At 71.5% G+C, this 13746-nt stretch carries 12 protein-coding genes and 1 riboswitch; of the genes, 7 read left to right on the top strand and 5 right to left on the bottom strand.

Annotation, left to right across the window (positions count from 1 at the left end; translation table 11 throughout):
- Positions 1-105 precede the first annotated feature (105 nt).
- Together nagA and ACIP5K_RS05030 are read right to left on the bottom strand one after the other, a co-directional pair.
- Positions 106-1242: an N-acetylglucosamine-6-phosphate deacetylase gene (nagA, locus tag ACIP5K_RS05035; RefSeq protein ID WP_401404989.1), complete on the bottom strand. Its 1137-nt coding sequence runs from the start codon at positions 1240-1242 to the stop codon at positions 106-108.
- On the bottom strand, positions 1242-2198 hold the full coding sequence (locus tag ACIP5K_RS05030) for an ROK family protein (RefSeq protein ID WP_401404987.1): 957 nt from the start codon (positions 2196-2198) through the stop codon (positions 1242-1244). Before ACIP5K_RS05030 ends, nagA begins: the two co-directional genes overlap by 1 nt.
- 216 nt (positions 2199-2414) lie before the next feature.
- Between ACIP5K_RS05030 and ACIP5K_RS05025 the strand changes: the two genes are divergently transcribed.
- Genes ACIP5K_RS05025 through otsB form a run of 3 tightly spaced genes read left to right on the top strand, consistent with a single transcriptional unit; the run spans position 2415 to position 4720 of the window.
- Positions 2415-3629, top strand: coding sequence for an ABC transporter substrate-binding protein (locus ACIP5K_RS05025; RefSeq protein WP_401405290.1), 1215 nt, complete (start codon positions 2415-2417; stop codon positions 3627-3629).
- Positions 3630-3639: 10 nt separating this feature from the next.
- Positions 3640-3876, top strand: coding sequence for a DUF3263 domain-containing protein (locus ACIP5K_RS05020; RefSeq protein WP_401404985.1), 237 nt, complete (start codon positions 3640-3642; stop codon positions 3874-3876).
- A gap of 19 nt (positions 3877-3895) precedes the next feature.
- Positions 3896-4720, top strand: a complete 825-nt coding sequence (gene otsB, locus ACIP5K_RS05015; protein WP_401404983.1) for a trehalose-phosphatase — start codon at positions 3896-3898, stop codon at positions 4718-4720.
- 81 nt (positions 4721-4801) lie between these two features.
- Here the strand turns inward: otsB and ACIP5K_RS05010 are convergent, their stop codons facing one another.
- The 3 genes from ACIP5K_RS05010 to ACIP5K_RS05000 all read right to left on the bottom strand — a co-directional run bounded on the left by ACIP5K_RS05010 (position 4802) and on the right by ACIP5K_RS05000 (position 9253).
- The gene (locus ACIP5K_RS05010) at positions 4802-6181 is read right to left on the bottom strand and encodes a trehalose-6-phosphate synthase (RefSeq protein ID WP_401404981.1); all 1380 of its coding nucleotides are present in this window, start codon (positions 6179-6181) and stop codon (positions 4802-4804) included.
- 88 nt (positions 6182-6269) lie between these two features.
- Positions 6270-8267: a hypothetical protein gene (locus ACIP5K_RS05005; protein WP_401404979.1), complete on the bottom strand. Its 1998-nt coding sequence runs from the start codon at positions 8265-8267 to the stop codon at positions 6270-6272.
- 38 nt (positions 8268-8305) lie between these two features.
- On the bottom strand, positions 8306-9253 hold the full coding sequence (locus ACIP5K_RS05000; RefSeq protein WP_401404978.1) for a glucosyl-3-phosphoglycerate synthase: 948 nt from the start codon (positions 9251-9253) through the stop codon (positions 8306-8308).
- Between the two features lie 149 nt (positions 9254-9402).
- Positions 9403-9532, top strand: a riboswitch (SAM riboswitch).
- An 18-nt stretch (positions 9533-9550) separates the two neighbouring features.
- Here ACIP5K_RS05000 and thrC point away from each other — a divergent pair.
- From thrC to groL, 4 genes are all read left to right on the top strand, one after another.
- A complete protein-coding gene (thrC, locus tag ACIP5K_RS04995; RefSeq protein WP_401404977.1) occupies positions 9551-10852 on the top strand; it encodes a threonine synthase in 1302 nt (433 codons plus the stop codon).
- 35 nt (positions 10853-10887) lie between these two features.
- Positions 10888-11163 carry a MoaD/ThiS family protein gene (locus tag ACIP5K_RS04990; protein ID WP_401404975.1) on the top strand — a complete coding sequence of 92 codons (276 nt, stop codon included), beginning with the start codon at positions 10888-10890 and terminating at the stop codon, positions 11161-11163.
- A 419-nt stretch (positions 11164-11582) separates the two neighbouring features.
- The gene (locus ACIP5K_RS04985) at positions 11583-11789 is read left to right on the top strand and encodes a cold-shock protein (RefSeq protein WP_005486335.1); all 207 of its coding nucleotides are present in this window, start codon (positions 11583-11585) and stop codon (positions 11787-11789) included.
- A gap of 304 nt (positions 11790-12093) precedes the next feature.
- Entirely contained in the window at positions 12094-13719 is a 1626-nt protein-coding gene (gene groL / locus ACIP5K_RS04980; protein ID WP_361558997.1) for a chaperonin GroEL, read from the top strand.
- Positions 13720-13746: the final 27 nt, after the last annotated feature.

Below are 13746 nucleotides of genomic sequence, written 5' to 3'. Positions count from 1 at the left end.
ACCCCCCGATACGGCGCGACGTGCTTTCGGTGACGGGGGTCGATCATGCCAAAGTCGAGGCGGTTGGCCCAGACCTCGGGTCAACCGCCTCGAGTGGCGCGCGAGTTACGGCGTGATCAGCCACTCGCCCTTGCGCATCACGCCCTTGACCTCGAACTCCTCGTCGAGGACGACGAGGTCGGCGTCCTTGCCGGGCTCCAGCGAGCCGACCGTGTCGTACACGCCGAGCAGCCGCGCGGGGTTGGCGGAGATGGCCCGCACGACGTCCTCGACCGGCAGCCGGTCGACGGTGACGGCCCGCTTGAACGCGCGGTCCAGGGTGAGCGTCGAGCCCGCGATGGAGCCGCCCTCCACCAGCCGTGCCACGGAGTCCTTCACCTCGACCTCCATCGGGCCGAGCATGTAGCGGCCGTCGCCGAACCCGGCGGCGTCCATCGCGTCGGTGATGAACGCGACCCGGTCGGAGCCCTTGTGGTGGAAGGCCAGTTCGAGGGCGGCCGGGTGCAGGTGCGTGCCGTCGTTGATCAGCTCGACCGTGATCCGCTCGTCCTCCAGGAGGGCGGCGATCGGGCCGGGGGCGCGGTGGCCGAGCGTCGGCATCGCGTTGAACAGGTGGGTGGCGACCGTGGCGCCCGCGTCGATGGCCTCCACCGTCTGCTCGTACGTGGCGTCGGTGTGGCCGATCGCGGCGATCACCCCCTGCTCGGCCAGCAGCCGCACGGAGTCGATGCCGCCGGGCAGCTCGGTGGCGAGGGTGACCATCCTGGCCCGGCCGCGCGCGGCGTCGACCAGCTTGCGCACCTCGGCCGGGTCGGGGTCGCGCAGCAGCGTCTCGTCGTGGGCGCCCTTGCGGCACGGCGAGATGAACGGGCCCTCGAAGTGGATGCCGGCGATCTCGCCCTGCTCGGCGAGTTCGGAGAGCAGGCCCGCGCGCTGGACGAGGAAGTCCATGTCGCCGGTGACGAAGGACGGCACGATCGTCGTGGTGCCGTGCTGCCGGTGGGTGTGGATGCCCTTGAGGATCTCGTCGACCGTGCCGGAGGTGAAGGACGCGCCGCCGCCGCCGTGGTTGTGCATGTCGACGAAGCCGGGCACCACCCAGTGGCCGGAGAGGTCGACGGTCTGCGCGTCCGCGGGAGCGCTCCCGGCGATGCGCGGCCCGTCGACGATGACACGGCCGTCGGTGACGGTCCCGGTGGGCAGTACCACCCGGGCACCGGCGAGCACCTTTGCTGTGGCCATCAGGCGGTTACCTCCGAGGATCCAGTGGCTGCTGCGGTGTGGTCGAGCAGGTCCCAGGCGAGCAGTCCCGCGCCCAGGCACCCGGCGCTGTCCCCGAGGACGGCCGGGACGATCGTGGGCAGCGACTGGAACGTCACGCGCTCGGCGACGGCCGCCCGCAGGGGTGTGAACAAGGTTTCCCCGGCCTCGGCCAGTCCGCCACCGATGATCAGGGTGCGCGGGTCCAGCAGAGTGAGCGCCATGACCAGGCCGTCGGCGAGCGCGTCCACCGCGTCCTGCCAGACCCGCACGGCCCGGGGGTCCCCGGCGTCGACGGCCTTCGCGCAGTCCGCGGCGGTCGCCGCGGTGTCGCCGCAGGCGTCCTGCCAGGCGAGGGTGACGGCGCTCGCGGACGCGTACCGCTCCAGGCAGCCGCGCTGGCCGCAGCCGCAGTCGATGCCGCCGGGCCGCACGACCACATGGCCGATCTCGCCCGCCGAGCCGTGCGCGCCGGGCTCGATGTGCCCGTCGATGCCGATGGCGCCGGCGATGCCGGTGCCCAGCGGCAGGAACAGGAAGCGGTCGGCGTCCCGGCCCGCGCCCAGCCGGCCCTCGCCGAGCCCGCCGGTGCGCACGTCGTGGCCGAGGGCGACGGGGATGGCGCCCAGCCGCTCGCTGAGCAGCGCCCGCATGGGCACGTCGCGCCAGCCCAGGTTGGCGGCGAACAGGGCGATGCCGGCCGCCTCGTCGACGACGCCGGGCACGGCGACCCCGGCGGCCAGGGCGGGCTCCCCGAGGTGCTCCTCGCCCCAGGCGCGCAGCTCGGCGGCGAAGTCGAGGATCGATCCGACGACCGCGTCGGCGCCCCGCTCGCGCTCCGTCGCCCGGCGCGCCTGATGCAGCAGGGTGCCGTCCGCCCCGACCAGGGCGGCCTTCATTCCGGTGCCGCCCACGTCCAGGGCGATGACATGTCTCACGGGAACAGTCTGGCGCGTCGACCCGCAACAGGTCTAGTCCACTTGCAGGGATCTTGTGCGTCCGTACCCTTACGGCCCCCTGACCGGCCCTGTTGCCGAAGCGAGATCTAGGTGGTGTAGACCTTGTGTCCGACTAGCGGATTCCCGAGTGCGAGGGTGGGACACACGGTGCAGCGGCACATCACCGGTCTGATCGCGGCTGCGGCCGCACTGGGCATGGCGGGCACGCTCACCGCGTGCGGGGGGACCGGATCGGGAGACGTCACCCTGAAGCTGGTCGCCGCCGACTACGGCGACTCCGCGGACAACAGCTCGCAGAAGTACTGGGACGCGCTGGCCGGTGCGTACGAGAAGGACCACCCGGGCGTCAAGGTGGACGTCGACGTCTACAACTGGAAGGTCGTCGACACCAAGGTCAAGGACCTCGTCGCCGCCGGCCACGCCCCGGACATGGCGCAGATCGGCGCCTACGCCGACTACGCGGCGGCCGGGAAGCTCCTCCCGGTCGGCGAGCTGCTCAACGTGCCCACCCAGGCCGACTTCCTGCCGCAGCTCGCCGACGCCGGCAAGGTCGACAACGTGCAGTACGGCATGCCGTTCGCCGCCTCCACGCGCCTGCTCTTCTACAACAAGAAGCTCTTCAAGGACGCGGGCATCACCCCGCCCCGCACCTGGGCCGAGCTGGCCGCCGACGCCAGCGCCCTCAAGGCCAAGGGCGTGCCGATCCCGTACGCGCTGCCGCTCGGCCGGGAAGAGGCGCAGGCCGAGACCATGATCTGGATGCTGAGCGGCGGCGCCGGCTACACCGACGACGTCGGCTCGTACATCCTCGACTCCAAGCAGAACATCTCGACGTTCGACTGGCTCAAGGACGATCTCGTCGGCAAGGGCCTGACCGGCGCCACCGCGCCCGCGAAGCTCAACCGCGCCGACGCCTTCGCCGCCTTCGCCAAGGGCGAGGTCGGCATGCTCAACGGCCACCCGACGCTGATGCAGATGGCCGCCGCCAAGGGCGTCGACTACGGCACCGTGCAGCTGCCCGGCCCGAACGGGCCCGCCAAGTCCACGATGGGCGTCGCCGACTGGATGATGGCGTTCAAGCAGAACGGGCACGCCAAGGAGACCGGCGACTTCCTCAACTACGTCTACAGCGAGCGCAACGTCCTCGACTTCTCCCGCGAGTACGACCTGCTGCCGGTCACCAGCAGCGCCTCGAACACCATGGCGTCGGCCGGCGACGACAAGAAGCTCCGGCCGTTCCTCAAGAGCCTCGGCGACTCCGAGCTGTACCCGGTCGGCAACACGTCCTGGGCGAGCGTCAGCGAGGGCATCAAGCAGGAGATCGGCACCGCCGTGTCCCCGCACGGCAGCCCGGCCGCCGTGCTCGGCCGGCTCCAGACGGAGGCGGCGGCCGCCGAAGCCGCCGAGTAGCGTGGCGGGCATGGACGCACAGCCCGCCCTCGGTGACCGTGAACTCGCCGTCCTCGCCTTCGAGGCGCGCTCCTTCGCGTCGCCCGGCGCCAAGGAGCGGGCCGTGCGCGAGGAGCTGGACCTGGCGCCCGTGCGCTATTTCCAGCTCCTGAACGCCCTGATCGACGATCCCCGCGCGCTGGCGGCCGCCCCGGTCACCGTGAACCGGCTGCGCCGGGTCCGGGAGGCCAAGCGCCAGGAGCGCTGAGGTGGCTAAGGTCGGTGCCATGGACGCCATCAGGACCGCCGCCGGCCGGGACGGACTGGCCGCGATAGCCGCCCGCCCCTCCCGGGCCGTGATCGCCCTCGACTTCGACGGGACGCTCGCGCCGATCGTGCCCGATCCCGAACGGGCCCGGGCCCAGCCCGGCGCCGTGGAGGCGCTCGCCGCGCTCGCGCCGCACGTCGCCTCGGTCGCCGTCGTCACCGGACGGCCCGCCGGGGTGGCCGTGCGGCTCGGCGGGTTCGCCGGGGTGCCCGGCCTCGGACACCTCGTCGTGCTCGGGCACTACGGCGCCGAGCGCTGGGACGCCGTCACCGGGACCGTGCACGCGCCCGCGCCGCACCCCGGCGTCGCCGCCGTCCGCTCCGAGCTGCCCGGCGTGCTGGCCGAGGCCGGGCTGTGGCACGACACGTACGTCGAGGAGAAGGGGCGCGCCGTCGCCGTCCACACCCGGCGGGCCGGCGATCCGCAGGGGGCCTTCGAGACGCTGCGCGGACCGCTGGCGGAGCTCGCCGCGCGGCACGGGCTGGTGGTCGAGCCCGGCCGGATGGTGCTGGAGCTGCGCCCGCCCGGCGTCGACAAGGGAGTGGCGCTCACCGAGTACGTCCGCGAGCTGGGCGCCGAGTCCGTGCTCTACGCCGGTGACGACCTCGGGGACCTGCCCGCCTTCGCCGCCGTCGACAAGCTGCGCTCGGACGGTCTGGCCGGAGTCCTGCTGTGCAGCGGCACCGAGGTTCCCGACCTGGCCGCCCGCGCCGACCTGACCGTCCCCGGCCCGGCCGAGGTGACCGGGTTCCTCGCGGACCTGGCCCGTTCCCTGTCGGCCTGAACGTCGGGCTGAACGTCGGCCCGGACGTCGGCCCGAGTGCCGGCCCGCCCCCTGCGCGCGGGGACGGGCCGGCGCCGGGCGTCAGTCGCGCAGGGCGTGCAGCTGCTCCAGGAACCAGGGGCCCGGCGGCAGCGCCGTGGCCGCCGCCGAGAGGCGCTTGGAGCGCTCGGCGCGCTCGTCGGCCGGCATGGCCAGCGCCTCCGCCAGCGCCTGCGCGGTCGCGGACACGTCGTAGGGGTTCACCACGAGCGCGTCCTCGCCCAGCTCCTCGTACGCCCCCGCCTCCCGCGACAGCACCAGCGCGCACCCGTCGTCCGCCACCAGCGGGATCTCCTTGGCGACGAGGTTCATGCCGTCGCGGATCGGGTTGACCAGCGCCACGTCGGCGAGCCGGTACGCGGCCAGGGAGCGGGCGAAGTCGTCCTTCACGTGCAGCACGACCGGGGTCCAGTCCTCGGTGCCGAAGCGCGCGTTCACGGCCTCCGCGACCCGCGACACCTCGTCGGTGTAGTCGCGGTACACGGCGAGGTCCTGCCGCGACGGATAGGCGAACGCGACGTGCACGACCTTCCGGCGCCACTCGGGCCGCTCCGCGAGGAGCAGCTCATAGGCGCGCAGCCCGCGCACGATGTTCTTGGACAGCTCGGTGCGGTCCACCCGGACCACCACCTTGCGGTCCGGCCCGATCTGCTCGCGCAGGGCGGCGAGCCGCTCCTCCACGTCGTCCCGGTGGGCGCGCTCGCGCAGGAAGTCGGCGTCGGCGCCGAGCCCGTGCACCCCGACCCGGGTCCCGGACGTGCCCCCGATGATCTGTGCGCAGCACTCGGTGAACGCGTCCGCCCAGCGGCGGGTCAGGAACGCCAGCCGGTCCGCGCCGAGCATCCCGCGCAGCAGCTGCTCGGCGATGTCGTCGGGCAGCATCCGGAAGTAGTCCACGGGCGCCCACGGCGTGTGCGAGAAGTGCCCGATGCGCAGGTCCTCGCGCAGCTCCCGCAGCATCCCCGGGACCAGGGCGAGGTGGTAGTCCTGGACGATCACGGTGGCGTCCGGCGCGGCCTCCTCGGCCAGCGCCTCGGCGAAGGCCCGGTTGTACGCCTCGTAGGACGCCCACTGGCGGCGGAACTCCGGGCCGAACGACGGCTCCAGAGGCGTCTGGTAGAGCATGTGGTGCACGAACCACAGCACCGAGTTCGCAATGCCGTTGTACGCGTCCGCGTGGACGGCGGGGTCGATGTCCAGCATGCGCACGCCCGGCTCGGCGACCCCGGCGCGCACGGCCGCCCGGTCGCCGTCGCCGAGCGCCGCGCACACCCAGAGTTTGTCGTCGACGACGCTGAGCGCGGAGACCAGTCCGCCACCCCCGCGCCTCGTCTCGATCGACCCGTCGTCGCCGACGGCATAGGAGACCGGGCCGCGGTTGGACGCGACGAGAACCTCAGCAGCACCTTGCGTGGAAGCCATAAGGCGAAACTAGCCCGCACTCCAGACCCTCAAACGTACGGCCGGGCCCCGCGCGGGGCCCGGCCGTATACGACGCGCTCGGCGCGGGTCAGTCCTTGCGCCTGCGGGCCGCCGACAGCAGCAGCGCGCCGAGCCCGCACAGGGCCACGGCGAGGCCGCCGCAGAGCAGCGCGGTGTCGGCGCCGGTCGCCGCCAGTTCGGAGCCGTGCGGCTTCGGGCGCGGCGGGGCCGGCGGCGGCGTGGGCCGGGCCTGCGCGCGGCCCGCGGTGAAGGTGATCGTGCACTGCGGGGCGGTGCTGCCCGCCGCGCAGACGCTGTGCGGGATCACCAGATGGCGCACGACCCGCGCACCGGGGGTGCGGGGCACCGGGATGCGCAGCGGCACCGTGACCCGGCCGTGCGGCGGGACGGTGATGTCGCGGACGGTGCCGTCCTCGTCCTTGATCTGCGTCTTCTGCGGGACACCGGCCGGGTTGCGCAGCACGACGGGGACGATGACGTCGCCCGGCGGCGGGTTCTGCGGCACGTGGGGGACGGTGACGTCCAGCGGCGGGGGCGGCGTCGGCTTCTCGACCGTCGGGGCGGAGCCGCAGCCCGGGTCGGTGGAGCCGGACTCGCAGTTGGTGCGCGGGGTGTCGGCGGTGACGTGGTTGGTCAGCCTGCCGTCCCCGCCGAGCGGGTCGTGCAGGGTGACGCTGTAGGTGATCGTCGCCGTCCTGCCCTCGGGCACCGTGCCGGTCCAGGTGAGCCGGGGGCGGCGGTAGGCGACCGTGCCGATGTCCGCCGTCGCGTCGTCGTCGTACGTCGCGTCGTCGAGCAGGTCGGACAGGTCGTCGGAGAGGGCGGCGCCCGGGTAGTCGACGCCGCCGATGTTCTTGGCGGTGATCGTGTACGTGACCCTGCCGCCCGGCTTCACCTTCTTCGGCGACGCGCTCTTGCGGACCTCCAGGTCGGGCACCGGCACCGAGAAGGCCAGCGCGGACGGCACATAGGTGTCGCCGCGGGTGCGGAAGGTCAGGTCCGCGGAGGTCGCGCCCTCGGGGAGGACGCCGGCCGGGATCGTCGCGGTCTTCGCGTCGATGCTGAAGTTGTTGCCCTCGCACGGGTCGAGGCAGCCCTCGGCGCGGCTGTTGAAGAAGTTGTTGGTGCCGGCGCCGCTGTCCGGGTCGGCGATCCGCACGCCGTTGACCAGGAACGCGTCCCCGGTGACGTTCGCGTCGCCCTCGTAGGCGGTGACGCTCGCCCGGACGTCCTTGGTGCCCGCCCGGTAGAAGCCGTCGATGCCGATGGTGGTGTCCGGGTCCTTGGACTGCTGCACCACGTGGCCGCCGTAGACGTAGACGTGGCGGCGGGTCGGCGCGTACTGCGCGTCGGGCGCGTCGTACTTGTAGACGACCGTCAGCGACCAGCCGCCCACGCAGCCCTTGCCGGTGGGCGCCCAGATGTCACCGACCGCGACGGGCACCGGGGTGCCGGTCGCGACGCCCGCGAACAGCGCGGTGACGTCGGACTCGGCCGTGTAGTAGTGCGGGCCGCCGACCGAGGCCGGGGTGCGCACCGCGTTCTCCACGGTGACCTGCGTCTCGGCGCCGCCGTTCACCCGCACCCGGGGCCGGGTGTCCAGCGGCCCGCTGTCGGTCGGCGAGGTGGCGGGGCCCGCGGTGTCGCACCGCTGGATCTGGTTGTTCCCCAGCTTGTACGTGCCGTCGTTGCCGCCCCAGAACAGGCGGGCGTAGGCGACGGTCGCACCGGGCGGCACGGTGACCTGGCCGGTGGAGGAGTTCAGCACCGCGGAGGCGAACCCGGCCGTGTCCGTGTACTGCATGTCGAACTGGTTGTTGTTCTCGCTGCTCGTCCCGGCCTGCGCGGCCCGGCAGCGCGCCGCGTCGTCGGCGGGCGTGGACGGACACTGCATCACGGTGTTGCCCAGCGTGCGGAAGTCGCCGTAGACGGCCTCGTCGTAGCGCTGGGCGAACGGCTCGACGACGACCGCGGACGCGGGAGCGGCCGCGGCGACGAGGGTCGCGGCGGCCGCTGCCGCGGCGGCCAGCGCCGCCAGGGTGCCTTGTACCTGTCTGTGCCACATACAGGGCAATGTAGGGAAAGGCGCCTATTATCCGGTGATTACGCCACGCGACGCTCCGCATACTCACTGATTTCGGCCATCGGGGGCCGCTCCTCGGTGTCCACCGCGTGCACCCGGGGCTCGAAGCCGTCCGCGCCCCGCTCGAACTGGGTGAGCACGGGCCGCACCAGGTGCCCGCGCGCGAGCCGCAGCTGCGCCGTGCGGTAGATCGCCGCCGCCATCCGGCCCAGCGCCTGCCCGTCCTGGTGGCGGTGCCTGCGCACGCCGACGTCGACCTGGGCGAGCGCGTCCAGGCCCACGGTGTGCAGCGCGTCGACCAGCAGCCCCAGCTCCACGCCGTAGCCGACCGGGAACGGCAGCCGCTCCAGCAGGCTCCTGCGGGCCGCGTACTCGCCGCCCAGCGGCTGCACGAATCCGGCCAGCTGCGGCCAGTGCAGATTGAGCACCGGGCGCGCCATCAGCTCGGTGACCCGGCCGCCCTGGCCCGCCGCCCCGCCCAGCGGACGGTCGTACATGGCCTTCACGAAGTCCACGTCCGGGTCGGTCAGGAGCGGGCCGACGATGCCGGTGACGAAGTCCGCCGAGAACTCCTTCAGGTCGGCGTCGACGAAGCACACGATGTCGCCGGACGTGACGAGCAGCGAGCGCCACAGCACCTCGCCCTTGCCGGGGCGGGCCGCGATCCGGGGCAGGATCGCGTCCCGGTGCTCCACGCGCGCGCCGGCCGCCGCGGCGACCTCGGAGGTGCGGTCGGTGGACCCGGAGTCGACGACCACGATCTCGTCGACCAGCGGCACCGCCTCCGTCATCAGCTCGCGCCGGATCACGGAGACGATCTCGCCGACCGTCTCCTCCTCGTTCAGCGCGGGCAGCACGACGCTCACGGTCCGGCCCGACGCCCGCTTCGCGGCGACCAGCCGGGCCGTCGGACGGTCGGCCACGGACCAGGAGCGCCGCCTGAGCCAGCACTCGACTTCTTCCAGCACGACCAGGGCCCTCCCGTATGTGATCCATCTCGCGGTTCGGACGACTATCTCAAGGGTCCACCCCTTCAGTTACAGTCTTGAACAGGGTCCGTGACCATCGCATGTCGGGGTCGACGAGCCCACACAACTCCATCCACACAATCGAATACCGCTCATCCAGAGGGGCAGAGGGAAACGGCCCGTTGAAGCCCCGGCAACCCTCCCGCCGACCGACGAGGTCACGGTGGGGAAGGTGCCAATTCCGTCTCGTGGCGAGATGCGTCGCGAGGAAGATGAGGAGAAAGGGCCTCGCCTCTCATGGCTGTACAGACTGTCGCCACCGAATCCGCCACCACGGACGCCGTCGATCTCGGTCCCGCATCCGGCCTCTCCTGCCGCGAGTGCGGCGCACGGGTCCCGCTCGGACCGGTCTTCGCCTGTGCCGAGTGTTTCGGGCCTCTGGAAGTCGCGTACGACCTGCCGGTCGGCGATCCCGAGGCGCTCCGCAAGCGGATCGAGGCCGGCCCCGCCAACATCTGGCGCTACGCCCCTCTCCTGCCCGTCCCGGCCGACGTCGCCGAGAAGCCGAACCTGAACCCCGGCTGGACCAAGCTCGTCCAGGCCGACAACCTCGCCCGCGAGCTGGGTGTCGAGCAGGGCAAGCTGTTCGTCAAGGACGACTCCGGCAACCCGACCCACTCCTTCAAGGACCGGGTCGTCGCGCAGGCCATCGAGGCCGCCCGCGCCTTCGGCTTCACCACCCTCTCCTGCTCCTCCACGGGCAACCTGGCCGGTGCCGTCGGCGCCGCCGCCGCCCGCGCCGGCTTCCGCTCCTGCGTGTTCATCCCGCACGACCTGGAGCAGGGCAAGGTCGTCATGGCCGGTGTCTACGGCGGTGACCTCGTCGCCATCGAGGGCAACTACGACGACGTGAACCGCTTCTGCTCCGAGCTGATCGGCGACCCGCTCGGCGAGGGCTGGGGCTTCGTCAACGTCAACCTGCGCCCGTACTACGGCGAGGGCTCCAAGACGCTGGCCTACGAGATCTGCGAGCAGCTCGGCTGGCGGCTGCCCGACCAGCTGGTCATCCCGATCGCGTCCGGCTCCCAGTTCACGAAGATCGACAAGGGGCTGAAGGAGCTGATCCAGCTCGGCCTCGTCGAGGACCGGCCGTACAAGCTCTTCGGCGCCCAGGCCGAGGGCTGCTCCCCGGTCTCGGTGGCGTACAAGGGCGGCCACGACGTGGTGCGCCCGCAGAAGCCGGCCACGATCGCCAAGTCCCTGGCGATCGGCAACCCGGCCGACGGCCCGTACGTCCTGGACATCGCCCGGCGCACCGGCGGCGCCGTGGAGGACGTGGACGACGAGCAGGTCGTCGACGCGATCCGGCTGCTCGCCCGCACCGAGGGCATCTTCGCGGAGACGGCCGGCGGCGTGACGCTCGGCGTCACCCGCAAGCTCATCGAGGCCGGACTGATCGACCCGTCGCTGACCACGGTCGTGCTGAACACGGGGGACGGGCTGAAGACGCTCGACGCCGTCGCGGAGTCCTCGCAGGCCACCGCCACGATCCGGCCGTCCCTGGACGCGTTCCGCGCCGCCGGCCTGGCCGCCGAGTAGTCCACCCCCCAGCAACAGATCGCCGAGGTGCATCCATGAGCGTCAACGTCCGCATCCCCACCATCCTCCGTACCTACACCGGCGGCGCGGCCGAGGTCAGCGCCGAGGGCGCCACGCTCGCCGACGTCATCGCCGACCTGGAGAAGAACCACACGGGGATCTCCGCCCGCGTCCTCGACGACCAGGGCAAGCTGCGCCGGTTCGTCAATGTGTACGTGAACGACGACGACGTCCGTTTCGAGCAGGGCCTGGAGACCGCCACGCCCGACGGCGCCGGCGTGTCGATCATTCCGGCCGTCGCCGGCGGCTGACACCCGCAGTCCCCTTGATTGCCCCCTCCGCGAGGAAAGCGGAGGGGGCAATTCTGCATGGTTGAGCGCGGTACAGTTGGGGAAGCTGGTTCGATTCCGATCGCGGCGCATGACGGGCGCATATGAGTTCTCGCCCGGCGCGCGACAAGAAGCAGCCAATGTGTCCCGCCCATTCAGGCCCTTTATGGCTTTTGTGTGGCCCGACTTGCCCTGGGATCCGTCCAGTTGGCCCGTTTTCCGCGATCACGCGTGCCCAGAATTCTCGTCCGACTGACCTGTTGCAGACGGCAGTTGGGCAGATACATTCAGCCGCGGTCGACGCGTTCCGGCGCACACCCCCAAACCCTTTGGGGCGTGAGGTCTGACCCGGGTCCGCGAAGTGCGGACTCGCGCAAGGGCCAGTAATAGGGGAGTTAGGCATGGCTCAGGGCACCGTCAAGTGGTTCAACGCGGAGAAGGGGTACGGCTTCATCGCGGTCGACGGTGGTGCGGATGTTTTCGTCCACTACAGCGCGATTCAGATGGACGGCTACCGCACCCTCGAAGAGGGTCAGCGAGTGGAATTCGAGATCTCGCAGGGCCAGAAGGGGCCGCAGGCCGACATGGTCCGCCTGGCCGCCGGCTGAGCGCGCGACCGACTGTAGTACGCAAGCTTCGAACGGTCCACGAAGGGCCCGCTCCCGGTTCGCCGGGGCGGGCCCTTCGTGCTGCGCGCGCCCCCGCCCGATCTGTGATAGCCGCTTGCACTCGCATGGGTCGAGTGCTAATCATTGGCTTAGCACTCTCCGAGTGAGAGTGACAGAACTTGGATCGGGTCGGTGAGGTCCGGGAGCCGGGTGGGGCAAGGAACCACAAGGCTCAAGGGCCGTCCGTCGCGGGCACCAGCACGGTCCGTTTGCGTTTCCACCCCGTCCGGGAGGACCACTTCACATGGCCAAGATCATCGCGTTCGACGAGGAGGCACGGCGCGGCCTCGAGCGCGGCATGAACCAGCTCGCCGACGCCGTCAAGGTGACCCTGGGCCCCAAGGGTCGCAACGTCGTCCTCGAGAAGAAGTGGGGCGCCCCCACGATCACCAACGATGGTGTGTCCATCGCCAAGGAGATCGAGCTCGAGGACCCGTACGAGAAGATCGGCGCCGAGCTGGTCAAGGAGGTCGCGAAGAAGACGGACGACGTCGCCGGTGACGGCACGACGACCGCGACCGTCCTGGCCCAGGCCCTGGTGCGCGAGGGTCTGCGCAACGTGGCCGCCGGTGCCAACCCGATGGCCCTCAAGCGCGGCATCGAGAAGGCCGTCGAGGCCGTCTCCGGTGCGCTTCTCGAGCAGGCCAAGGAGGTCGAGACCAAGGAGCAGATCGCTTCGACGGCCTCCATCTCCGCCGCCGACACCCAGATCGGCGAGCTCATCGCCGAGGCGATGGACAAGGTCGGCAAGGAAGGCGTCATCACCGTCGAGGAGTCGCAGACCTTCGGTCTGGAGCTTGAGCTCACCGAGGGCATGCGCTTCGACAAGGGCTACATCTCGGCGTACTTCGCCACCGACATGGAGCGTATGGAGGCCTCGCTTGAGGACCCCTACATCCTGATCGTCAACTCGAAGATCGGCAACGTGAAGGACCTCCTTCCGCTGCTGGAGAAGGTCATGCAGTCGGGCAAGCCCCTGCTGATCATCGCCGAGGACGTCGAGGGCGAGGCCCTGTCGACCCTGGTCGTCAACAAGATCCGTGGCACCTTCAAGTCCGTCGCCGTCAAGGCCCCGGGCTTCGGTGACCGCCGCAAGGCCATGCTCGGCGACATCGCCATCCTCACCGGTGGCACCGTCATCTCCGAGGAGGTCGGCCTCAAGCTGGAGAACGCCGGTCTCGACCTGCTCGGCCGCGCCCGCAAGGTCGTCATCACCAAGGACGAGACGACGATCGTCGACGGCTCGGGTGAGAGCGACCAGGTCCAGGGCCGCGTCAACCAGATCCGCGCCGAGATCGAGAACTCGGACAGCGACTACGACCGCGAGAAGCTCCAGGAGCGCCTCGCGAAGCTGGCCGGCGGCGTCGCGGTCATCAAGGCCGGTGCCGCGACCGAGGTCGAGCTCAAGGAGCGCAAGCACCGCATCGAGGACGCCGTCCGCAACGCGAAGGCGGCCGTCGAAGAGGGCATCGTCGCCGGTGGTGGCGTGGCTCTCCTCCAGGCCTCCGCGGTGTTCGAGAAGCTGGAGCTGGAGGGTGACGAGGCGACCGGCGCCAACGCCGTGAAGCTCGCCCTGGAGGCCCCGCTCAAGCAGATCGCCGTCAACGGCGGCCTCGAGGGCGGCGTCGTCGTGGAGAAGGTCCGGAACCTGGCCGTCGGCCACGGTCTGAACGCTGCCACGGGCGAGTACGTCGACATGATCGCCGAGGGCATCCTCGACCCGGCGAAGGTGACGCGCTCCGCGCTCCAGAACGCCGCGTCGATCGCCGCGCTGTTCCTCACCACCGAGGCCGTCATCGCCGACAAGCCGGAGAAGGCGGGCGCCGCCCCGGCCGGCGGCGGCATGCCGGGCGGTGACATGGACTTCTGAGCCTGACGGTTCAGCCTGTCCTCGACG

The organism is Streptomyces sp. NPDC088785 (assembly GCF_044750685.1).
GTDB lineage: Bacteria > Actinomycetota > Actinomycetes > Streptomycetales > Streptomycetaceae > Streptomyces.
Note: the sequence above shows the minus strand (reverse complement) of the source record. Positions and strands in the feature narration are given on the sequence as shown.